Raw genomic sequence first — 22,625 nt, 5'->3', positions numbered from 1 at the left:
ACACGAGGCCGCTATACTGGCTCATCACGTTGGCGCGGCGGCTTCGGTTCGGCTTCGGTTCGGCCTCGGTTCATCACGCCAGCCTCGTGCTGCTTGCAGACAGCTTGCAGCCCGTGTCAGCGCAACCCGCGGCGAACCCGGCCGCGCGGTGACGCTCTAACAGCATCGTTGCATCATCGTCGGCGGCGCTTCATGCGCGCGCCATTCCCCGAGCCCTTTCGTTAGACGGACGCTATGACCCAGAACACTCTTCCCACCTGGTCCACGCTGCAAACGCATTACGACGGGATTCGCGACGCGCACATGCGCGACTGGTTCGCTCCCGAAAACGACCCCGCCCCGACCCGCGCCGAGCGTTTCGCGTTCGCAGGCGGCGGTCTCGCCGCCGATTTCTCGAAGCACCGCATCACCGACGACACGCTCAAACTGCTCGTGCAACTCGCGCGCGAAGCCGGCGTGGAAAAACGCCGCGACGCGATGTTCGCGGGCGAGATCGTCAATCCCACCGAAGGTCGCGCCGTCCTGCATACGGCGTTGCGCGCCACCGATCCGAAAGCACCGTTCCACGCCGAAGTGCAGGCCGAGCGCGCGAAGATGGCAGCGTTCGCCGAGCAGGTGCGCAGCGGTGCATGGACCGGCTACACCGGCAAGCGCATCCGTTACGTCGTGAACATCGGCATCGGCGGCTCGGACCTCGGGCCGAAGATGGTCGTGCACGCATTGCATCACCTGGCTACGCCGGACATCACGACGCACTTCGTGTCGAATGTCGACGGCGCCGATCTATACGACGTCATGCAGCAGATCGATCCCGAAGAAACGCTCGCGATCATCGTCTCGAAGACGTTCACCACGCTCGAAACCATGACGAACGCGCGCTCGCTGCGCGACTGGTTCGTCGAAAAGGGTTGTCCGGAAAGCGCGTTGTCGAAGCATTTCGTCGGCGTGTCGGCGAACGTGGCCGAGGTGGTCAAGTTCGGTATCGCCAAAGAGAACGTGTTCCAGATGTGGGACTGGGTCGGCGGACGTTACTCGTTGTGGTCGGCCGTCGGTTTGTCGATCGTCATTGCCATTGGACCGAAGCAGTTCGACGAACTGCTGGCCGGCGCCAACGAGATGGACGAGCATTTCCGCACGGCGCCGCTCGAGAAGAATCTGCCGGTGCTGCTCGGCGTGATCGGTATCTGGTATCGCAACTTCTTCGGCTCGCAGAGCTATCTGGTCGCGCCGTATTCGCAGGCGCTGCACTATCTGCCCTCGTATCTGCAACAGCTCGAGATGGAGAGCAACGGCAAGTCGGCGCGCCTCGACGGTCAGTTCGTCGACTATCCGACGGCAGCGGTGACATGGGGCGAACCGGGGACGAACGGCCAGCACGCATTCTTCCAGATGCTGCATCAAGGTCCGACGATCGTGCCGATCGACTTCATCGCGGTGCTGACGCCGGAGCACCCTTTGGTCAGTCATCACCCGAAGCTGCTGGCCAACTGTTTCGCGCAAAGCGAGGCGCTGATGCTCGGCCGCACGCTCGAAGAAGCGAAGAAGGTGGCCGGTCCGGACAAGCCGGAGCTTGCACCGCATCTGACGTTCCCGGGCAACCGTCCTAGCAGCACGCTGCTGGTCGACGCGCTAACGGCGCGTTCGCTCGGCGCGCTGATCGCGTTGTACGAGCACAAGGCGCTGGTGCAGGGCACGATCTGGGACATCAACTCGTTCGATCAGTGGGGCGTCGAACTGGGCAAGATTCTGGGCAAGGTGGTCGAGGCGGATCTGACCGCGTCGAGCGCGGACGGGAAGAAGCACGACTCGTCGACATCGGCGTTGATCGCGCGGGCCCGGGCTGCGTTGAAGAAAAATTGAACGCTGCGTTTGAGTTGAGTTGAGTTGAGTTGAAGAGAAGCAAAAAGAAGCGGGCCTCGAAGGCCCGCTTTTTTTTATGCGCTCGCGTTCTTTGATGGACGGTCAGGCCAGACGGCCCGCTTCGATCGTCACGGTCTTGTCGCAACGGCGTGCAAGCTCGATGTCGTGTGTCACGAGAATCAGCGTGGCACCGTTCGCGCGATTCATCTGGAACATGAGGTCGATCACCGCATGCCCCGTAGCGGCGTCGAGACTGCCGGTCGGCTCGTCGGCAAACAGAATGGCCGGATGCGTGACGAACGCTCTTGCGAGCGCAACGCGCTGTTGCTCGCCGCCGGACAGCAGCTTCGGATAGTGAGCCGTGCGCTGACCGAGCCCCACCTGTTCCAGCAGGCCGCGCGCACGCGTCGCGGCTTCCCGTGTACCTACGCCGCCGCGCAACTCCAGCGGCAAGGTCACGTTCTCGAGTGCCGTCAGATGCGGCATCAACTGAAACGACTGGAACACGAAACCGACCGAGCCGCTGCGCAAAGCGGCCCGCTCGTCTTCGTTGAGTTCGGTGAGTTCGCGCCCGAGCAGCCGAACCGAGCCCGAGCTCGCACTGTCCAACCCTGCGAGCAAGCCGAGCAGCGTAGACTTGCCCGACCCCGATGCGCCGACGATCGCCACACTGCTGCCCGCATCGATAGCAAGATCGATGTTGTCGAGGATCGTCAGTTCGCCCGTTGCATCCTTAACCTTCTTGCACAAACCCCGCACTTCAATGACCGGATCAGTTTTGTTTAGCATGGTGAAGCGTAGGTTGAAAGTGCGCGCCATAGCGCCGCGCACGGCGGCGCTGACTACGGCATTCGGCACGGCCTCCCTGGCCGCTGCCCTGTTTGCTATGCCCTTCTTTTCGTCGGCCGCGTGGGCGGCGAATGCTGCGACTGTCGCGACTGCTCCCGCCGTGAATACGCCCAACGCGGCCAAGCCGGTGATCGTAGTACTCGGCGACAGCATCTCGGCCGAGTACGGACTGCCTCGCGACTCGGGCTGGGTGGCTCTGCTGCGCCAACGACTCGCCGAGGAGCGGGTCGATTATAGCGTTGCGAATGCCAGCATCAGCGGCGACACGACGAGCGGTGGACGAGCGCGCCTGCCCGTGTTGATGCAACGCCTGAAGCCAGCCATCGTCATCGTGGAACTGGGTGCGAACGACGCGTTACGCGGCGTGCCGCTTGCCACGACTCAGGACAATTTGCGCACGATCGTCGAACAGGCGCAGCAAGGTCATGCGAAGGTCGTGCTCGTCGGCATGTACGTACCGCCTAATTACGGCCCGGACTACACGCAAAAGTTCCACGCGCTTTATGGAGACCTGTCAAAGCAGATGCATACGGCGTTAGTCCCGTTTCTACTCGACGGCATTGCGGATAAACCGGAGATGTTCCAGGCCGATCAGATGCATCCGACCCAGCAGGCACAGGCAGTGCTACTCAACAACGTGTGGCCGGTAGTGAAGCCACTCCTTCGTACAAGTTCGCCGCACTGAAAAGCAGCTAACAACTTGTTTCCAACACCTCGGGAACGCGAATCGGTCAGGTCACTCCGACACTTTCCTAATCACGCGTAACCCGGCTCGATTTTGAGCGACTTTTGAGGAGATAACGTGAAATATTTACCGTTAATCGCTTTGACCGTGGCAATTTCCGCCTGCGCCGCTCAACCGCCTGCGGGCGTGCAATCCGTTGGTCAAAGCCAGCAACCGCCGAAGGTCGTCGCCACCTGCATCGCGCAAAAATGGGCCGACGCTTCGCAACAGCAAGTGGTGTCGCAAGACACGCTCGCCAACGATCAAGCCGTGGACGTTTACGTTCCGGGTCAACAGCCGCCTAACGGCGCAGCCGCCGTGGTGCGTCCTTCGTACTCGGGCAAGGGCACGTGGGTTGGCTATCGCGCAAATGGCGGGGCTAATAGCGACGCTACTTCCGCAATCAGCGGTTGCCTGTAATTCTCGTCGTATCCGATTGACGGGCTTGCACTCGTCAAATGAAAAAGCCCCGCTTTGGCGGGGCTTTTTTCATTGTTGATCCTAACGACGAGCAGTTTCTAGTTGTTGTCGCTTGCCGGGTTCGCGTTGGGGCTGCCGTCCAGCGAGCCGTAGAACTTCACCTTCGATCGCGCACGCACGGCCTGAACATACGCTTCGGCTTCGGACTGCGCGTCGACCTGAGCGATCTGTTGCTGTGCAGCAGCCAGACGTTGCCCGTTGACCGGCGTACCCGCCACAACCGAGTTCACGCGATAGATAGCGTAGCCGTCCGCGCCGAGATCCACACCCACGTAGGCGGGCAACTTTTGCGCGTCCGCTTTGTAGATTGCACTTAGTGCAAGCGGCGGCACACCTTGCGCGTCGCTGCGCGACACCTTCAGCGGCGAGGAGAAACCGGTGGTGGCTTTCGACTTATCGAAGTCCGCGAGTTTTGCAAGACCGTCCTTGTGCGCAGCGTCGTTCGCCTGAACCGCGACGACCTTCTGACGCACGGCGTCCTTGATCGCGTCGAGTGCCGGCACGGCGGCGGCCTTGTAGTCGGTGACGTGCGCAGCAATCAACGTATTGCCGCCGACGTCGATGGCTTGCGTGTTGTTACGCGAATTGACCGAGTCGTTCGCGAACACCGCCGCGAGGAACTTCGCGTTGTTGAGCGGGCTGGTCGCCGGCAGCTTCGGATCCGCTTGCGGTGTGACCGTGGCGGTTTGAATCTGCAACTTGTACTTGTCGGCTGCCGGTTGCAGGCTCTTCGCTTTTTCGTAGACGATCGACGTGAAGCCTTCCGCGTCGTCGCTCAGTGCCTTGGCGGCCTGTTGCGCTTTCACGTCCGTCGCGATCTGATTTTTCACGTCGTCGAACGGCTTCGTAACGGTAGGCTTCACGTCCGTCACCTTGACGATGTGATAGCCAAAGTCCGTTTGCACGATACCGCTGACTTCGTCTTTCTTCAGCGCGAAGACGGCGTCGTCGAACGACTGACCGCCCGCAATCATGCCGCGACCGAAGTAACCCAGATCGCCACCCTTCGAAGCCGAACCGGGGTCCTGCGAATTCTGCTGCGCGATTTGTGCGAACTGGTCCGGATGCGCCTTGATTTGCGCCAGCAGGTCTTCCGCTTTCTGCTTCGCTTTGGCCTTGTCGGCCGCGCTCGCGTCTTTCGGTGCGGCGATCAGGATGTGGCTTGCGCGCACCTGGCCTTCCACCCGGTAATGCGCGATGTTGTCGTCGTAGTACTTCTTCAGATCGGCATCGCTCGGCTGCACGGACGCGGCCATCGTCGAGGGCGACATGACGAGGTACTGGATCGTGGCCGTGGCGGGTGTGGCGAATTCGCTGCGATGCGCGTCGTAATAAGCTTGTACCTGCGCGTCGGTCGGCTGCACCTTGGCCAGATAGTCGCGCGGATGGAAGGCGATGCCTTGCACTTCACGCTGCTGGTCGGCGAGTTCGGTCAGATGTTGTGCGAGCGTCTTCGACGTGAACGCACTGCCCTGAATGCTGGCGGGCAATTGCTGGGTAGCGAGCGTGTAGCGCACGCGCTCGTCGTACTGATCGGGCGTCATGCCCTGCATGGCGAGCAACTGCTTGTAACGGTCGACATCGATTGAACCGTCGGGATTCTTCAGCGACGAAATAACCGGATCGTTGAGCAGTACGCGGCGCACTGCGTCGTCGGAGGCCGTCAGATGCAGACGCTGGGTTTCATCGGCCAGCACGCGCTGTTCGATCAAACCGTCGAGCATCTGGCGGCGACGCTCGGGCGTATCGAAGGACTTCATGTCGAACTGCGCACCGAGCATCTGACGAGCGCGGTCGAGTTGCTGGCGCGTAGCGTCGTCGAACTCTGCGCGGGTGATCTTGTGACCGTTGACGCTGGCGACGTTGGCACTCTCGTCAAAGAAGCCGCGGAAGCCCTGAATACCGACAAAACCCAACCCCGGCACAATGACGAGGATGAGCATGAACATCATCAGGCGTTTGTGATTACGGAAAAAATCGAGCATGCGTGTAGTGCCGAAAACAGAACGCCCGATATTACAACAGCGGGCAATAAAAAAGGCGAACCGGAGTTCGCCTTTCGAGGATACTGGCGGAGTGGACGGGACTCGAACCCGCGACCCCCGGCGTGACAGGCCGGTATTCTAACCGACTGAACTACCACTCCTTGCTACAACGTTTGATGCAGCCAGAACGCGTGTTGCTACTGCAACTACTGTAACCACCACCGCGCTAAATAGCCGCACTCAAATACCGCACAGAATCTGAAACTGGTGGGTGCTGAGAGGCTCGAACTCCCGACCTACGCCTTGTAAGGGCGCCGCTCTACCAACTGAGCTAAGCACCCGTTTCTCGATTCGATGCTGGCTGGTGCTTCTTGATTTGTTGCCTGTTTTTTTACTTTGAGTACTGCTTTTTCCGCTGCCGAATCTTCAAGCAGCAAGCCCATTAGTTTAGCGCATCCTTCAGAGCTTTGCCAGGCCTAAATTTCGGAACCTTCGCGGCCTTGATCTTGATCTCGGCACCCGTGCGCGGATTACGTCCCGTGCGTGCGGTGCGCTTGCCCACGGCGAAAGTACCGAAGCCGACTAGCGTGACCGAACCGCCCTTTTTCAACGTACCCTTCACGCCACCGATCACCGCATCCAGAGCACGGCCGGCCGCGGCCTTCGAAATGTCGGCTTGCTGTGCAATGTGATCGATCAATTCCATCTTGTTCATTCCAACCCCCGAGAATGTATTGGCAATCGTGACGGCGCTTTGTAGCACCTGAGATCACGCAAGCCGGCGGGTCACGCCGGGCCGACCCATTAGAATTGGCCGAAACACCCGTGTCAAGCGGGGTTGCGCCTGATGCCCGGGGATAACAAGTGCAATAAAAAAGCCCGCGGTCTGAATGACCGCGGGCTTCTGATGCAGCGTCGGATTAAAGAACGCTTAGTGCTTCACGACTTCCGTCGCAGCGTCTTTGCCCGGCTCGGCCGCAACCGGTGCAGCAGGCTTCGGCTCTTCATCCGGCAAGGCTTGAGGAACGCGTTCGAGTGCCAGTTCGAGCACCTTGTCGACCCAGCGAACCGGGACGATTTCGATCGCGTTCTTCACGTTGTCCGGAATCTCCGTCAGATCCTTGACGTTTTCTTCCGGGATCAACACCAGCTTGATGCCACCGCGGTGCGCCGCGAGCAGTTTTTCCTTCAAGCCGCCGATGGGCAAGACTTCGCCACGCAACGTGATTTCACCCGTCATTGCAACGTCGGCACGCACCGGAATACCGGTCAACACCGACACCAACGCGGTGGTCATCGCGATACCGGCAGACGGACCGTCTTTCGGCGTCGCGCCTTCCGGCACGTGAATGTGAATGTCCTGCTTCTCGAACGCTTCGTCCTTGATACCGAGACGACGCGAACGTGAACGAACCACGGAGCGGGCTGCTTCGACCGACTCCTTCATCACGTCGCCGAGCGAACCCGTACGGATCACATTGCCCTTACCCGGCATGACCGCGGCTTCGATGGTCAGCAAGTCGCCGCCCACTTCCGTCCACGCGAGACCCGTGACCTGGCCGACCTGATTTTCCTTGGCAGCCAGACCGAAGTCGTACTTGCGCACGCCGAGGAACGTGTCAAGGTTGCTGCCGTCGACCTTCACTGCGCCTTCCGCCTTCTTCAGCAGAAGCATCTTCACGACCTTGCGGCAGATCTTCGAAATTTCACGCTCGAGCGAACGAACACCGGCTTCGCGCGTGTAGTAACGAATGATGTCGCGGATCGCGATTTCAGCAACGTCGACCTCAGTGTCTTTCAGGCCGTTGTTCTTCTTCTGCTTGGGCAAAAGATAACGCTGCGCGATGCTGACCTTCTCGTCTTCCGTGTAACCCGACAGACGGATCACTTCCATCCGGTCGAGCAGCGGCGGCGGAATGTTCAGCGAGTTCGACGTCGCGACGAACATCACGTCCGACAGATCGAAGTCGACTTCGACGTAGTGATCGGCAAACGTGTGGTTCTGTTCCGGATCGAGCACTTCGAGCAGGGCCGACGACGGATCGCCGCGGAAATCCTGACCCATCTTGTCGACTTCGTCGAGCAGGAAGAGCGGATTGCGCACACCGACCTTGGTCAGGCTTTGCAGAATCTTGCCAGGCATCGAACCGATATACGTACGACGATGGCCGCGAATCTCGGCTTCGTCACGTACGCCGCCGAGCGCCATACGCACGAACTTGCGGTTCGTTGCGCGAGCGATCGACTGACCCAGCGAGGTCTTACCGACACCCGGCGGCCCGACGAGGCACAGGATCGGCGCTTTGACCTTGTCGACACGTTGCTGGACCGCGAGATACTCGAGAATGCGTTCCTTCACTTTCTCGAGACCGAAGTGGTCTTCGTCGAGCACGCGTTCCGCATTCGAGAGGTCGTTGTTGACCTTGCTCTTCTTGCGCCACGGCAAGCCGATCAGCGTGTCGATGTAGTTGCGCACGACCGTTGCTTCGGCCGACATCGGCGACATCAGTTTGAGCTTCTTGAGCTCGGCGTCTGCCTTCTTCTTTGCTTCCTTCGGCATACGGGCGGCCGTGATGCGCTTCTCGAGTTCTTCGAGATCCGCGCCCTCTTCGCCTTCGCCGAGTTCCTTCTGGATTGCCTTGACCTGTTCGTTCAGGTAGTACTCGCGCTGGCTCTTCTCCATCTGACGCTTGACGCGTCCGCGGATACGCTTTTCAACCTGCAGGATGTCGATCTCGGCTTCGAGTTGCGCGAGCAGATGCTCGAGTCGCTCGATGACCGGGAACATTTCGAGAATGTGCTGCTTCTGGTCGAGCTTGAGCGGCAAATGTGCCGCGATCGTGTCGGCCAGACGACCCGCTTCGTCGATACCCGACAGCGACGTCAGGATTTCCGGCGGGATTTTCTTGTTCAGCTTCACATACTGGTCGAACTGCGACACGATTGCGCGGCGCAACGCTTCGGTTTCAGCGCTGTCGGCAACGTCGGGTTCGAGCGGCATGACTTCGCACGAGAACTGCGTTTCCTGTTCTTCGATGGAAAGCGTCTTCGCGCGCTGCAAGCCCTCGACCAGCACCTTCACGGTACCGTCGGGCAGCTTCAGCATTTGCAGGATGTTGGCGATACACCCTACTTCGTACATGTCCTTTTCGGTCGGCTCATCTTTAGCAGCCGTCTTTTGGGCGACGAGCATGATGTGCTTGCCGCCTTCCATCGCTGCTTCGAGAGCCTTGATCGACTTCGGGCGGCCTACGAAGAGCGGAATCACCATGTGCGGGAAAACGACTACGTCACGCAGCGGGAGCAGCGGGAGCGTAATGCGTTCCGGCGGAAGGAGTTGGGTTCCTGACATTTCATTTCCCCATGAGTGGAATCAGTTCGTTCGATAGGTGAGGCCAGCAGAAAAATTTGCAAGCCTCCGCGTGTGGGAAAAGTTCAGTGACTCCGAAGTTTCAGTGACTCCATTGTGAAAACAAGCAACCTCAACCACACGATAAACGAAAAAGCCGTTCACGTCGCCATGAACGGCTTTTTTACTTAACCAGAAAGCCGATCAGTTCGAACCCGCGACTTTGGGCGCGTCTTCGTAGATCAGTAATGGTTTGCCGTCGCCGTCGATCACGTTGTCGTCGATAATGACCTTGCTAACGCCTTTCATCTGCGGCAGGTCGTACATCACATCGAGCAACGCCTGTTCCAGAATCGAGCGCAGACCACGTGCGCCCGTCTTGCGACGGATTGCCTTACGCGCGACAGCCTGCAACGCGGTCGGGCGAATTTCCAGCTCGACGCGCTCCATGTTGAAGAGCTTGTGATATTGCTTGACCAGCGCGTTCTTCGGTTCGACGAGAATTTTCATCAGCGCGACTTCGTCGAGCTTGCCGAGCGTGGCGACCACCGGCAGCCGACCGATCAGTTCGGGGATGAGACCGAATTTGATCAGATCTTCCGGCTCGACTTCGCGGAGCACTTCACCCGCGTCGCGATCCTGCTTGCTCTTTACGCTTGCGCCAAAGCCAATACCCGTTTTCTCGGTACGGTCGACGATCACTTTTTCGAGCCCGTCGAACGCGCCACCGCAAATGAACAGAATATTGGTGGTGTCGACCTGGATGAAGTCCTGATTCGGATGCTTACGACCGCCCTGCGGCGGCACCGACGCCATCGTGCCTTCGACCAGTTTCAGCAGTGCCTGCTGCACGCCTTCACCGGACACGTCGCGGGTGATGGACGGGTTATCGGACTTGCGGCTGATCTTGTCGATTTCGTCGATGTAGACAATGCCGCGCTGGGCCTTGTCAACTTCGTAATTGCAGTTTTGCAGCAACTTCTGAATGATGTTCTCAACGTCTTCGCCGACATAGCCGGCTTCCGTCAACGTGGTTGCATCGGCAATCACGAACGGGACGTTCAGCAAACGTGCGAGTGTCTGTGCAAGCAGCGTCTTACCCGATCCGGTCGGACCGATCAGCAAGATATTGCTTTTCGACAGTTCGATCTCGTCTTTCTTGTCGAGATGCTTGAGACGCTTGTAGTGGTTGTAGACAGCAACCGCCAGAATTTTCTTCGCGCGTTCCTGCCCAATCACATACTGGTCGAGAATTTCGCGGATTTCCTGCGGGCTCGGCAAGTCTGACTTCGACAAGCCAGCCTCGATGCCAGCACCTGCTGCTTCATCGCGGATGATTTCGTTGCACAGATCGATGCATTCGTCGCAGATGAAAACCGATGGGCCGGCAATCAACTTTTTGACTTCATGCTGGCTCTTGCCGCAGAACGAGCAATACAACAGCTTCTCGCTGTTCGAACCTTTTTTGTCCGCCATAGATGTGTGAGCCTCCGGACACTCGATTACATAATACGCCGTTTGCCTCTCCCGCCCGGCTGGGGCGGCAGGGACATGAGCCAGAACAACGGCGTTTGCCGCAGGCGTTCGGACCAGTCTTGATTATTTCACAACCGGGCTGGTCACGACCTGGCCCCGCTACAGGACCTGGCCGCACCGTTGATCAGGGACGCTTGTGCGCTACCTGATCGACCAGACCGTAAGCTTGCGCGTCGTCACCGGACATGAAATTGTCGCGGTCGGTGTCGCGCGCGATACGCTCCACCGGTTGACCCGTATGATGCGCGAGCAGGCTATTCAGACGCTCTTTCAAATACAGAATTTCGCGCGCCTGGATTTCGATGTCCGATGCCTGACCACGTGCGCCGCCGAGCGGCTGGTGAATCATCACACGCGAGTTCGGCAACGCGAAACGCTTGCCCTTTGCGCCGGCGGCCAGCAAAAACGCACCCATGCTGGCGGCAAGACCCATACACAATGTCGACACGTCCGGCTTGATGAACTGCATCGTGTCGTAAATCGCCATACCTGCGGAGACCGACCCGCCCGGGCTGTTGATGTAGAAGCTGATGTCCTTGTCCGGATTCTCGCTTTCGAGGAACAGCATCTGCGCGACGACGAGATTGGCGGTCTGGTCATTCACTTCGCCGACGAGGAACACGATACGTTCCTTCAGCAGCCGCGAGTAAATGTCGTACGAGCGCTCGCCCCGGCCGCTCGTTTCCACGACGATCGGCACCAGTCCGAGCGCCTGCGCTTCGAGATCCCGCGACGACTGGGAGGTCAACGTGTCCAGCATTTGAGCGCGAAAGGTCATGCAATGGATCCTTGTCTGGAAATATTCTGAAAAACAGATGCAAGACAGGTGTGGTCGGCGAGTCCGTATTCAAGTGCTCGATCGGTGCATTAACCCTGCACCAGCGATGCATTAACGATGAACGGCACCTTGCAACACGCTCTCCACATTCGCAGCACAAAAAAACGGCGTGCGGGCCGTCGCTTCGACAGCCGGCACGCCGTTGCTACGACGCTTACGCTTGCGCCGTTGCGCTTGCCAGTTCTTCGAAGCTCACTTCCTTGTCCGTCACCTTGGCCTTGCCAAGGACGAAATCGACGACGTTTGCTTCGACGACGTACGCTTCCATTTCGGCAAGACGTTGCTGGTTCGAATAATACCAGCGGACGACTTCCTTCGGGTCTTCGTAGCTTTTCGCGAATTCGTCGACTTCGGCACGAATCTGCTCCGGCTTCGCCTGCAGGTCGTTGGCCTTTACCAGCTCGGCCAGCACGAGGCCCAGCTTGACGCGACGCTCGGCCTGTTCCTTGAACATTTCGGCAGGAATCGGCGCGTCTTTAGCATTCGGCACGCCGCGTTGTTCCAGATCCTGACGAGCCATGCCGACGAGGCGTTCCTGATCCTGTTCGATCAGTGCGTTCGGCACGTCCAGTTCCGAGATCTTGAGCAGCGCGTCCATCACCTGGTTCTTGACGATGGCTTGCGTACGGCGCTTGGCTTCGCGTTCGAGATTGTCTTTGATCTCGGCGCGCATTTTGGTCTGATCGCCGTCTTCGATACCGAGCGATTTAGCGAATTCAGCGTCGATTTCCGGCAGATGCGGCCACTCGATCTTCTTCATCGTGATCGTGAACTGCGCGGTTTTGCCGGCGACGTCCTTGCCGTGATAGTCCTCGGGGAATGCCAGGTCGAATTCCTTCGCCTCGCCGACCTTCAGACCCAGCGCTGCCTTTTCGAACTCCGGCAGCATGCGGCCTTCGCCCAGCACGAACGCGAAGTCGTCGGCGCTACCGCCCTGGAACACTTCACCGTCGATCTTGCCGACGAAGTCGACCGTCACGCGGTCGCCGTCTTTCGCTGCCGTGTCGGCACCGCCGTCGCCATGATCGCCGGACTCGCCGCGTGCGTGGAAGTGCACGCGTTGCTTGCGCAGGATGTCCAGCGTGCGGTCGATTTCCGCTTCGCTGATGGTCGTGGTGGTGCGTTCGATTTCAGCCGTGGCGACGTCGCCCAGCTTCACTTCCGGATAGACCTCGAAGGTCGCGTCGAATGCGTAGTCGCCTTCGGCGATTGCGTCGGCCTTCGGCGCGAAGCTCGGCTGGCCGGCCACGCGCAGGTTCTCAGCGCGGCTGATGTCGAAAAATTCCTTGCCGACCTTGTCGCTCAGCACTTCGGCTTCCACCTGGCCCGAGTACTGTTGCGTCACCATCTTGAGCGGCACCTTGCCCGGGCGGAAACCCGGCATGCGCACGTTCTTGGCGAGTTGACGGATACGCGAATCTACTTCCTTCTGCACGGCTTCCTTCGGCAGGGAAATCGTGACGCGGCGTTCGAGCTTGCCGAGGTTTTCAACAACGTTAGCCATGGCTTCAATCGTCCTAAAATTATTCGAGCGAAACAGTTATCTTCTCGTGCCGCTTTTCGATGTCGCGTGGGGCGTGGTTAGCATCGATTGCGCGCCTGCGCCGCGGGCTGGCAGGCCGCCGGCAGCACGGTTGAGTCCAAAGAGCCGAATATTTTAGCAAACTATTTGCGCGCCTAGCCGGGATTCGATGGTTGCACTCGTTTTCCCACGCGTTTTTATCGGGTTTGGGGCGCTTTCCGTGTTGTTTCTAGCCTGTTTCGCGTTAGGCCCCCGGCGTCTTCCCATGGATCCGGCCGCTTCGCCCAGGACGATCCCAGCTATGCCTTTCGGCATATTCAGTCGGCGCGATTGCCCTGATAAGCTAGCGGTCGCGCTCGGGACTTCGCCTTCGCCTGCTTCGGCTTCCTTCATGTTTGCGCCTGGCATCGTCCCGCGCCCGCCACGATTTCAACCATTCAGAGACACCATGCCGAATTCGCCGTCCTCGCCCGTCGTCGTCGTTGCTCCCGATTCTTTCAAAGGCTCGCTCAGCGCCGAGCAGGTCGCCGAGGCGATCGAAGCCGGCATCCGGCGCGCGCGGCCCGATGCCGACGTGCGCATCTGTCCGATGGCCGACGGCGGCGAGGGCACGCTCGACGCCATGCTCACCAGCGGCGGCGAGCGCCGCAAGCTCAGCGTGCGCGGCGCCGCGGGTCCGGTGCGCGACGCGATCACCGGTTTGCTCGCGGACGGCAGCGCAATCGTCGAAACGGCGGAGATCGTCGGCATTACCGATCCGGTCGGCATGGCCGTGCCGGTTGAGACGCGTAGCACACGCGGCATGGGCGAAGCCATCGGCGCGTTGCTCGACGCCGGCGTGCGGCGCTTTTACGTCGCGCTCGGCGGCAGCAGCACCAACGACGGCGGCGCCGGCCTGTTGGTCGGACTCGGCCTCAAACTGTTCGACGCACAAGATAACGAGCTCGAGCCGACACCCGAACAACTCGCGCGCGTGGCGCGGGTCGATATTGCGCAACTCGACGCCAGACTAAAGGACTCGGAATTCGTCGCCATGTCGGACGTGGACAATCCGCTCACGGGCGAACACGGCGCAACGGCCATTTTCGGCCCGCAAAAAGGCGTCGAGCCACAGCAGATCGAATCCATCGACGCGGCGCTGGGCCATTTCGCCGATCTGCTCGAAGCAGCGCTCGGCCGTCGGCTGCGCGACGAGGCGGGCGCGGGCGCGGCGGGCGGCCTCGGTTTCGCGCTGCATATGCTCGGCGCCCGCTTCGAGCCAGGTGCGGAAACGGTTGCCCGGCAGATCGGCCTCGACGCGGCGCTCGAGGGCGCCAACTGGCTGATCACCGGTGAAGGCCGCTCGGACGTGCAAACCCTGCATGGCAAGGCGCCGTTCATCGCCTGCCGTCATGCGCAGGCGGCGAGTGTGCCGGCCACGCTGCTGTCCGGCGCGGTCGACTCCGCCGCACTGCCCCGGCTGGCCGAACATTTCAGTGGCTGCTTCTCCCCCGCGCCCGGCCCCATCACGCTCGAGGTCGCGATTCGCGACGCCGGCCGGTTGCTGGCGGACACAGCCGAACAGTTGACGCGCCTGAAATATGGCGCGCGTTGACCCGGGATTCGGGTGCGGCAACAATCACCACGCCTGATTACCGCAGCCGCCTGACGTCAAAAAGCTTTCGCCCGCCGGCAGAGTCCTGCGCAGCCGCTCTTCACTCATCTTGGGAAAACCATGAAGGACTCTGCCAAAGCCGGGCTCGAACAACTACTCACGTACCGGCTGCACCAGCTGAACAAGCTGACGGAACGCGGCATCAGCGAACGGTATCAGGCGAAACTCGGCGTGAGTCTGCCCGAAGCGAGAGTGATCGCATCGGTCGGCTCGTTTGGACCGTTTTCGATCATGGAACTGGCCCGGCACGCCAATCTCGACAAGAGCCAGGCAAGCCGCGCGGCGGAAGGGTTGATCCGTCAGGGGCTCGTGAAGCGCGAGCGTAACGTCGACGACGGCCGCGGCGTGCTCGTCTCGCTCACGCCCGAAGGGCGCGCACTGTTCCGCAAGGTGATGCCCATCGCGCGCAAATGGAACAGCGACATGTTCGACTGTCTCGACGAGCGGGAAAAGCTCGCCTTCAGCCGGGCGCTCGACAAGATTATCGATACCGTTGCGGCGCAGTCGAAGTAAGGCTCAAAACCGCCGCGTTCACTCTCGCTGAACCCATCGTCGCGATCAGGCTAGCCAAGGCGCGGCCTCAGCTTTGCCCGTCACCGGCTCGCTGCGCATCTGCGGGCGAACCAGGCGTCGCGCTGGACAACTCGCCCGCCTTCAAGGCTTGCGCCGCCCCAAGCTCGGCGCCACTCCGTCTGCGCGCGCCCCGCACCCGCCACCAGACGACACCGCCCAGCGAGCCCACCGCCAGCAATAGCGCCGCGCCCAGCCAGTAACGTCGCTTCGCCGCCTGATTTTCACTAACCGTCGGCACTTCGGCGAGCGGTGCCGACGGCAGCGCGTCACCCACCGTTGCGTCGCCCGCCGCCGCAGAAGAAGCAGAAGCAGCAGACGACGCATCCCCCAGCAGATCCGCCCGGCTTACCGCCGCCGATTCCGCCTGCGCACTGCCCACGACCAAGGTATAAGGCGCTGCACCCTGCGCCACGAAACTCAGCAACGCCGGCCGCCAGCCCGCTGCGACGGTCAACGCCCCGCTCCCCAGGCTGCCGTCGCGCGTATCGATCACGACACGCCATTGCCGGTCGGTGTCCGGCGGAAGTTCGAGCGACGGGTTGCTCTGTTCGACCGACCCGTTGTGCAAGCGGAACAGCGTCGCGCTCGCCACTTCCCGCCACGGCGCATCGAGCCCGCTGCGCGAGTACACCACGGCGGGCGCGACCGTATTCGGCTGCGGCAAGCCGAGCCGGAGCCGGTCGACGGGATACGGCCCGCCCGTGCTGAAGAAGTATTCGCCGGCTCTCGGCCCGGCATGCGCGACGATCCCTTCCCGCCACGCCTGCTGCGCGTCCGCGCGCTGCGAGGCGCCCGCGGCGAGTGCCTCGACCTCCATGTCGATCGAATCGACATAAGGCACGCCGTCGGCCCAGCGCAGACGCACGTAGCGTCCCGGCGCACCGTCCAGCTCGATCCGGTCCTGGCTCAACGTGGTGCCGTTGTAGCTGACCTTCAGCAATTGCGCGTCACCCGCCGGTTGCCAGTGCCGCAAATCGTCGCTCGATTCGACGCTCACGCGTCCCTGGTAGTTGTCGTCGCGCACATGGACGAGCAATGCGCTCACGCGCCGGTCGTGCGCCGGCTCGCCCAGGTCGAGCAGATCCGTGTCGTGCTGGGTGCGTCCCGGCACGGCGGAACTCGCGTGCAGCGATCCGTCCGGGCCGAGCGTGACGCCGCGCGGCATGCCCTTACCGGTCGAGGACGTGCGCGGTAGCGGGAACCAGTTCACCGAATGCAGCGTCGGCGGCGTCCGGGCGGAATCGTGAGCGGCGTCGAGCGAATAAGGCACGGCCTCGCCCGCGCCGTCGAGCACGCGAATGTCGCCGAGATCGCTACGTTGACTCGCCGCGTAAATCGCGGCGGGCACGCGCACGCTGTAATACGCCGAGCCCGGATCGAACTGGAGCGCAAAGCGCTCGGCGAAACGATCGGCCGGGTACACAGGCGATGCGGCCAGCGCCAGACAGCAACTCGTCAAGATCCACAGAGGTTTCATTACCGGTTGCCAATTCACAGTAGCCAGTTTCAGATGCCGCCGAGCGACGAATCGACCATCGACGGCCCGGACACGACCGGATCGTACCGATAAACGCGCCCGCCCGGTGGCGCCATCATCTGCGCGAGGGCGCCCGCGCGCCAGCCATGTCAAAATTCGGCACCGGCAACGCGCTCCGAACGCGCCTGCCACTCTCACTTTCAACCGAGGATGTTTCAGTGGATATCAACAAACAGCTCGCGGCGCTGACCGCTTCCGAACTGCAAACTGCAGGCGCCAGCCAGGCGACGGCCATCGCGGTGAGCGTGCTGCTGCGGCATCTGCGCTCGCCCGAACTCGTGAAGCTGCTGTCGTCGGCGTTCGAAAACCATCAGGCGGTGATGCTGCAGACCCCGTGGCCCGATCAGATGCTGCAAGCCTTCGAATCGACCCGCCGTTTCCTGGAAGGCGCGTCGCAAGCCGATCTGCCCGGCACGCAGGCGCAGGCTCCCGGCACATCCGGCTAGCCCGGCGCGCGGCACCCGGCGTCGAAGCCGGCACGGCGAGTCGCCGACCCGCCGCCGCACCTACCCACCGACCGGCCAACCCGCCACTCACAGCACTTCGAACACGCTATACGCCGGCCCCTCCTTGAACCGGTGCCCGGTCCCGACCGCCACCACGCGGTTGAGCCATTCGTAGCGGCCGGCGGGCGCCTCGAAAGTCGGCGTCATCCGGAAGTAGTAGCTGCCCGGGTCGACCTCCTCGCCTTTCTCCAACCGTTGAATGACGTCTTGCGGACCGTGGCGGATGCCGCCATACGCCATCGTGAAAACCGTCCCGTCGTGGGTCCGCAGAACGAGCCGGACGTCGAGTGTCGTACTGCCATCGCCGCGTACGGTCTGCCAGTCGCTGCCGCCGTCGAGCACCGTACCGGCCAGGCGCTCGCCTTCGAACCTGCCCGACGTCACGATACCCACGCGCCGGAACGCGCCCGGCGTCGCGCCGACCACCACGATCGGCTTGACGTCGAGTCGTACGACGAACAGCGGCAGCGTCCCGATACTTTGAAGCGGCATGGGCAGGCTGTCGAAAAGTGACGGGCTCATGGTGTGTCCCTCGTACGCCAAAGAAATGGATGTTGGAGTGCGCGCTTGACGGCGGGCTTCACGAAGCCGTCTTGCCGCCGTTCACCATGATGATCTCGCCGGTGATGAAACTCGCCTTGTCCGACGCGACGAAGAGGATGGCATCGGCGATTTCGTCAGGCGTCCCTGCGCGCTTGAGCGGCACGTTGGCGAGGAAAGCGCGCTTGCGTTCGGCGCTGCCGGTCAGCCGGTCGAGCATCGCGGTTTCGACCGGCCCCGGCGCGATGGCATTCACGCGCACGCCGAACGCCGCGGCCTCGAGCGCCGCCGATTTGGTGAGTCCTTCCACCGCGTGTTTGCTCGCCGCGTACAACGACACGTTCGGCGCACCCCGCGAACCCATCGTCGAAGAAATATTGACGATGCTGCCCTGCCGTTGCCCCTGCGCTTGCCCCTGCATCGCACGCATCTCATGCTTCATGCTGAGCAAAGTGCCGAGCACGTTGGTATCGAACACGGCCGCATAGCGTTCGGGAGTCTGCTCCGTTACCGGACCGGGCTCGCCTTCGGTACCGGCTGCATTCACCGCGACGTCGAGTCGACCGAAGCGCGCCACGGTCGCATCGACCAGACGACTGACGTCGTCTTCGAAACGCACATCGGCCTCGATGAACTCCGCTTGCGCACCCATCTCGCGCAGCGTTTCGGCCAGTTGCCGGCCAGCGTCCGCGCGCCGTCCCGCGACGACGATATGCGCACAGTCACGAGCGAATGCAAGCGCTGTGGCACGACCAATACCGGTCAGCGCGCCGGTGATGAGAACGACAGGAGAATTCGACATGGCGTTTCCCTGACAAAGGTTTGGATAGCCAGATACTAGGCGTGTCTACTCACGAGATAAACGGGCCCAAACTCCGATCATTGCGGACAAAAACATCCAGATTCGCGGCCTGGCCGCCAAAACTAGATCTGCAAATGCTCGCCGACATAATCGATGAACACGCGCAGCTTGGGCGACGCATAACGGCTCGCCGGCCACAAAATCCAGAACGTGACCGTCTGATCCAGAAAATCGTCGAGCACCGTGCGCAGCGCGCCGCTCGCCAGTGCGTCCCGCACGAGAAAAGTCGGCACGAACGTCAGCCCCTTGTCCTGTAGCGCCAGAAAACCCAGCACTTCGATCGTATTGGCGACGAAGGTCGGCGGCAGATCGGGCGGCGCCTCTCCTTCACCGAGCCGGAACGGCCACGCTTCGAGCTTGCCGCTCGCGGGAAACTTGTGCAGCAGGCACGCGTGCCGCACGAGTTCGGACGGATGCGCGGGCACACCGTGCCGGGCGAGATAGGCGGGCGACGCGACCAGCACCTGCCCGCATGAGCCGAGGCGGCGCGACACCAGCCGCGAATCGTGCTGCACGCCGGTGCGGATCACGGCGTCGAAACCTTCTTCGATGACATCCACCATGCGGTCGGACAGATCGACATCGAGTTCGATGTCCGGGTACTGCGCCATGAAGCCATCGAGCGCCGGCATCATCAGCCCGGAAAGTTGCGGCGTGCTGATCCGCAAGCGGCCGCGCGGACTGCCGGCGGCATCGGACAACTCGGCTTCGGCGGCTTCGAGTTCGCCGAGAATGCGCCGGCACCGGTCGAGAACCAGCGCGCCTTCGGCGGTCAGCGTGATGCTGCGCGTGCTGCGATGAAAGAGCCGTACGCCCAGACGCGCCTCGGTGCGCGCCACGCTTTTGCCGACCGCCGACGACGACACGCCGAGCAGCCGCCCTGCCTCCGTAAAGCTGCGGGTCTCCGCCACCTGCACGAATACCGAAATACCGCTGAGGCTGTCCATCGTTGCCCACCCTCAAAGTCGTGCCGCGCCGCCGATTGCGGACTCGTTAGTCCGATATATCGGGAACCTTAGCTCATTTTTCTTATTGCCGGCGCTTCCTACACTGCTTCTCAAGGGCGCGAGCCTGCTGCCGTGTCCAACCGCTCGGGTCCGTAGGCCCCTGCCACCGGCAGCCCATTCATCTTCGAGGAAATCATGTCCAAACTTCATTCCGCCGTTCAGATCGGTCCGTACCGCTTCTCCCATCGTGTCGTGCTGGCGCCGCTCACCCGCATGCGCGCCGAGCCCGGCGACCGTCCCGGCCCGCTGATGGCCGAGTATTACGCGCAACGCACGTCGCCCGGCGGCTTGCTGATCGGCGAAGCCACCATCGCCGCGCCGAACGGCAACGGCTATCTCGGCGCGCCCGGCCTCTACGACGACAGCCAGATCCCCGGCTGGCAACGCGTGACCGAAGCCGTGCATGCCAAGGGCGGGCGCATTTTCCTGCAGCTTTATCACGCGGGCCGTCAGTCGCACAGCCAGTTGCAGCCCGGCGGTGCGCAACCGGTGGCGCCGTCCGCGATCCTGCACGGCGGGGTCGCTTACACCGAGGCCGGCTGGATTCCGAATACGCCGGCCCGCGCTTTGAGCACCGAAGAAATTCCGGCGATCGTCGAAAGTTTCCGTACCGCGGCGCTGCGCGGCGTGGAAGCCGGTTTCGACGGCGTCGAACTGCACGCGGCCAACGGTTATCTGTTCGACCAGTTCCTGCAGAACGGCAGTAACCGGCGCACCGACCGCTACGGCGGTTCGTTCGAAAACCGCGCCCGTCTGCTGCTGGACACCACCCGCGCGATGATTTCCGTCTGGGGCAGTCAACGCGTTGCGGTCCGCCTTGGACCGAGCGGCAGTTGGGGCGATATGTCGGACAGCGACCCCGAAGCGCTCTTCACGTATGTCGCACGGGAACTGGCGAAGCTCGACCTCGCGTATCTGCATCTGATCGAACCGCGCGTGCTCGGCAACGTCGACGACGACAGCAAGGACCCGAGCCCGGTCGCCGCACAGCTGATCCGCAAGCACTATGCGGGCACCCTGATCGCCGCCGGCGGCTTCAAGGCCGATACGGCGGAAGCGATCCTGCAGGCGGGCGATGCCGATCTGGTCGCGTTCGGCCGGGACTTCATCGCCAACCCCGATCTACCCGAACGGCTGCGGCTCGAACTGCCGCTCAATCCGTATGACCGTCCGACGTTTTTCGGCGGCACCGCGCCGGGCTATACGGACTATCCGTTCTATCGTCACGATGCGGTGACTGCCTGAGCGGAGCCCATCATGAAACCTGTTCCTTCGCCTACCCGTCCGGCCGCGCTGACGCCGCTTTACTGGCTCGCGCTGGGCACGTTCGCGGTCGGCACCGAGAGCTTCATGATCGCCGGCCTGCTGCCCGACATGGCTGCCGACCTGCACACCACCATCGTCGCCAGCGGCCAGCTCGTGACGGTGTTCGCGCTGGCCTACGCACTCAGTTCGCCCGTGCTGACCGCGCTGACCGGCGCACTGCAGCGGCGCGCGCTGCTGATCGGTTCGCTGGCGTTCTTCGCAGCGGCCAATCTGCTGGCCTTTGCCGCGCACAGCTACGCCGAGTTAATGGCCGCGCGCATTCTGCTCGCCGCGGCCGCCGGGCTGTACGTGCCCGGCGCCAATGCGCTAGCCGGCGCGATCGCTGGACCGGAGCGCCGCGGCAAGGCGCTGGCGATCGTCAACGGCGGCATTACGATCGCGGTGGCTTTTGGCGTGCCGCTGGGCGCGTTGATCGGCGACCGGCTCGGCTGGCGCGTAACCTTCGCGGGCGTCGCGGCGCTCGCGTCGGCTGCGACCGTCGGCCTGCTGATCGGCTTGCCGCGCGGCATCGGCGCGGGCCTACCGACGGCGACGCTGCGCGAACGCATCGCGGTCGCGCGTCAGCCGGCCATCCTGCTGACTTTGCTGGTCACGACCCTATGGGCAACCGGCGCTTACACGATCTACACGTATCTCGCGCTGTTCATCGCCGACACCACGCCGCTGCATGGCGCGCAGATTGGCTATGTGCTGTTCGGCTGGGGCGTCGCGGCAGCGTTCGGCGTCATGGCGGGCGGCAAGGCGGTCGACCGGCTCGGCGCAAGACGGGTGATCGTCCCTGCACTCGGCGTGACGATCGGCGCATTTTCGCTGATGTCGGCCAGTGCGCACTGGCTGTCCGCATCGATCGCGATTCTGCCGATTCTGGTCGGCGTGGTGGCGTGGGGCGTCGCACACTGGTCGTTTTATCCCGCGCAGCAGGCGGCGCTGATCGACCTCGCCGGCTTGCGCGGTACGCCGATTGCGCTGTCGCTAAACGCGTCGTTCATGTATCTCGGCTTCTCGCTCGGCGCGGCGCTCGGCTCGCTGACCCTGAGCTTCGGTTCGGCGAACGACCTCGGCTGGGTGGCCGCCGCGTGTGAAGTCGCGGCGCTCGGTCTGACGCGAAGACTGGCACGCTACCGGATGCGCGGTGTCGCGCAACCGGCGGCGCCCGAAACCGCCGCGCCGACGTCGTTCGCATCGGCGTGCTCGACGTCGCAATCACCACGCTGCGCGACACGGGCGCAATAGCAAGGCTTAGCCAGATCGGAGCGCGGCGCGGCTTTCGTCACCCGTGCCGGGCCGCGCCCCTCGCATCGAGCAGCTTGCGCGCCATGCTCCAGCGGTGCACTTCGCTCGGGCCGTCGTAGATGCGAAACGCGCGCATGTCCATGAAAATGCGCATCGCCATCGATTCGCCGGTCACGCCGCGTCCGCCGAGCACCTGGACGCTGCGATCGACCACCCGCCACAGCGCCTCCGAACACACGACCTT

General features: G+C 62.4%; 20 protein-coding genes and 2 tRNA genes. 8 read left to right on the top strand and 14 right to left on the bottom strand.

Translation table 11 applies throughout. The annotated features are described in order from the left end of the window. Positions 1 to 234: 234 nt before the first annotated feature. A complete protein-coding gene (gene pgi / locus FQ746_RS04890) occupies positions 235 to 1,860 on the top strand; it encodes a glucose-6-phosphate isomerase (protein WP_144107799.1) in 1,626 nt (541 codons plus the stop codon). Positions 1,861 to 1,962: 102 nt separating this feature from the next. Here the strand turns inward: pgi and FQ746_RS04885 are convergent, their stop codons facing one another. Further along, positions 1,963 to 2,649, bottom strand: coding sequence for an ABC transporter ATP-binding protein (locus FQ746_RS04885; RefSeq protein ID WP_144107798.1), 687 nt, complete (start codon positions 2,647 to 2,649; stop codon positions 1,963 to 1,965). On the opposite strand from FQ746_RS04885, the gene FQ746_RS04880 reads away from it, so the two are divergent. Together FQ746_RS04880 and FQ746_RS04875 are read left to right on the top strand one after the other, a co-directional pair. Continuing rightward, positions 2,648 to 3,394 carry an arylesterase gene (locus tag FQ746_RS04880; protein ID WP_144107797.1) on the top strand — a complete coding sequence of 249 codons (747 nt, stop codon included), beginning with the start codon at positions 2,648 to 2,650 and terminating at the stop codon, positions 3,392 to 3,394. The genes FQ746_RS04885 and FQ746_RS04880 overlap by 2 nt on opposite strands. 117 nt (positions 3,395 to 3,511) lie before the next feature. Then, entirely contained in the window at positions 3,512 to 3,853 is a 342-nt protein-coding gene (locus tag FQ746_RS04875) for a hypothetical protein (RefSeq protein ID WP_144107796.1), read from the top strand. 98 nt (positions 3,854 to 3,951) lie between these two features. Here FQ746_RS04875 and FQ746_RS04870 read toward each other — a convergent pair whose 3' ends face one another. The 8 genes from FQ746_RS04870 to tig all read right to left on the bottom strand — a co-directional run bounded on the left by FQ746_RS04870 (position 3,952) and on the right by tig (position 13,125). Next, positions 3,952 to 5,898, bottom strand: a complete 1,947-nt coding sequence (locus FQ746_RS04870; protein WP_144107795.1) for a SurA N-terminal domain-containing protein — start codon at positions 5,896 to 5,898, stop codon at positions 3,952 to 3,954. An 84-nt stretch (positions 5,899 to 5,982) separates the two neighbouring features. Further along, positions 5,983 to 6,059: transfer RNA gene (locus tag FQ746_RS04865), tRNA-Asp, on the bottom strand. Positions 6,060 to 6,163: 104 nt separating this feature from the next. Then, positions 6,164 to 6,239 (bottom strand) — tRNA-Val (locus tag FQ746_RS04860). Between the two features lie 101 nt (positions 6,240 to 6,340). Continuing rightward, positions 6,341 to 6,640, bottom strand: coding sequence for an HU family DNA-binding protein (locus FQ746_RS04855; RefSeq protein WP_260853903.1), 300 nt, complete (start codon positions 6,638 to 6,640; stop codon positions 6,341 to 6,343). A 189-nt stretch (positions 6,641 to 6,829) separates the two neighbouring features. After that, on the bottom strand, positions 6,830 to 9,250 hold the full coding sequence (lon, locus tag FQ746_RS04850; RefSeq protein ID WP_144107793.1) for an endopeptidase La: 2,421 nt from the start codon (positions 9,248 to 9,250) through the stop codon (positions 6,830 to 6,832). Between the two features lie 201 nt (positions 9,251 to 9,451). Then, on the bottom strand, positions 9,452 to 10,723 hold the full coding sequence (clpX, locus tag FQ746_RS04845; RefSeq protein WP_144107792.1) for an ATP-dependent Clp protease ATP-binding subunit ClpX: 1,272 nt from the start codon (positions 10,721 to 10,723) through the stop codon (positions 9,452 to 9,454). Positions 10,724 to 10,907: 184 nt separating this feature from the next. Next, the gene (gene clpP / locus FQ746_RS04840; protein WP_074763948.1) at positions 10,908 to 11,561 is read right to left on the bottom strand and encodes an ATP-dependent Clp endopeptidase proteolytic subunit ClpP; all 654 of its coding nucleotides are present in this window, start codon (positions 11,559 to 11,561) and stop codon (positions 10,908 to 10,910) included. 214 nt (positions 11,562 to 11,775) lie between these two features. Further along, positions 11,776 to 13,125: a trigger factor gene (gene tig / locus FQ746_RS04835; protein ID WP_144107791.1), complete on the bottom strand. Its 1,350-nt coding sequence runs from the start codon at positions 13,123 to 13,125 to the stop codon at positions 11,776 to 11,778. Positions 13,126 to 13,591: 466 nt separating this feature from the next. Between tig and FQ746_RS04830 the strand changes: the two genes are divergently transcribed. Both FQ746_RS04830 and FQ746_RS04825 read left to right on the top strand, forming a co-directional pair. After that, positions 13,592 to 14,737 (top strand): glycerate kinase, encoded by a 1,146-nt coding sequence (locus FQ746_RS04830; protein ID WP_144107790.1) that lies wholly within the window; start codon positions 13,592 to 13,594, stop codon positions 14,735 to 14,737. A 120-nt stretch (positions 14,738 to 14,857) separates the two neighbouring features. Continuing rightward, positions 14,858 to 15,310 (top strand): MarR family winged helix-turn-helix transcriptional regulator, encoded by a 453-nt coding sequence (locus tag FQ746_RS04825; RefSeq protein WP_144107789.1) that lies wholly within the window; start codon positions 14,858 to 14,860, stop codon positions 15,308 to 15,310. A gap of 67 nt (positions 15,311 to 15,377) precedes the next feature. Here the strand turns inward: FQ746_RS04825 and FQ746_RS04820 are convergent, their stop codons facing one another. Beyond that, entirely contained in the window at positions 15,378 to 16,847 is a 1,470-nt protein-coding gene (locus tag FQ746_RS04820; RefSeq protein ID WP_144107788.1) for a DUF3999 domain-containing protein, read from the bottom strand. Positions 16,848 to 17,065: 218 nt separating this feature from the next. Between FQ746_RS04820 and FQ746_RS04815 the strand changes: the two genes are divergently transcribed. Further along, a complete protein-coding gene (locus tag FQ746_RS04815) occupies positions 17,066 to 17,353 on the top strand; it encodes a hypothetical protein (RefSeq protein ID WP_144107787.1) in 288 nt (95 codons plus the stop codon). Positions 17,354 to 17,440: 87 nt separating this feature from the next. Here the strand turns inward: FQ746_RS04815 and FQ746_RS04810 are convergent, their stop codons facing one another. The 3 genes from FQ746_RS04810 to FQ746_RS04800 form a co-directional block, all read right to left on the bottom strand. After that, entirely contained in the window at positions 17,441 to 17,935 is a 495-nt protein-coding gene (locus tag FQ746_RS04810; protein WP_144107786.1) for a DUF3237 domain-containing protein, read from the bottom strand. Between the two features lie 58 nt (positions 17,936 to 17,993). Beyond that, complete coding sequence (locus tag FQ746_RS04805; protein ID WP_144107785.1) at positions 17,994 to 18,755, bottom strand: SDR family NAD(P)-dependent oxidoreductase; 762 nt, start codon at positions 18,753 to 18,755, stop codon at positions 17,994 to 17,996. 122 nt (positions 18,756 to 18,877) lie between these two features. Beyond that, positions 18,878 to 19,762, bottom strand: a complete 885-nt coding sequence (locus FQ746_RS04800; protein ID WP_144107784.1) for a LysR substrate-binding domain-containing protein — start codon at positions 19,760 to 19,762, stop codon at positions 18,878 to 18,880. Positions 19,763 to 19,957: 195 nt separating this feature from the next. Between FQ746_RS04800 and FQ746_RS04795 the strand changes: the two genes are divergently transcribed. Together FQ746_RS04795 and FQ746_RS04790 are read left to right on the top strand one after the other, a co-directional pair. Further along, positions 19,958 to 21,067 (top strand): alkene reductase, encoded by a 1,110-nt coding sequence (locus FQ746_RS04795; RefSeq protein ID WP_144107783.1) that lies wholly within the window; start codon positions 19,958 to 19,960, stop codon positions 21,065 to 21,067. Between the two features lie 12 nt (positions 21,068 to 21,079). Beyond that, the gene (locus tag FQ746_RS04790; RefSeq protein ID WP_144107782.1) at positions 21,080 to 22,381 is read left to right on the top strand and encodes an MFS transporter; all 1,302 of its coding nucleotides are present in this window, start codon (positions 21,080 to 21,082) and stop codon (positions 22,379 to 22,381) included. 37 nt (positions 22,382 to 22,418) lie between these two features. Here FQ746_RS04790 and FQ746_RS04785 read toward each other — a convergent pair. Then, on the bottom strand, positions 22,419 to 22,625 hold a 207-nt coding region (locus tag FQ746_RS04785; protein WP_260853895.1), incomplete at its 5' end, for an acyl-CoA dehydrogenase family protein.

The sequence above is a fragment of the Paraburkholderia sp. BCC1886 genome (assembly GCF_900996245.1).
Taxonomy (GTDB): domain Bacteria; phylum Pseudomonadota; class Gammaproteobacteria; order Burkholderiales; family Burkholderiaceae; genus Paraburkholderia.
The sequence above is the reverse complement of the archived record's forward strand: the minus strand, read 5'-3'. Positions and strand labels throughout refer to the sequence as shown.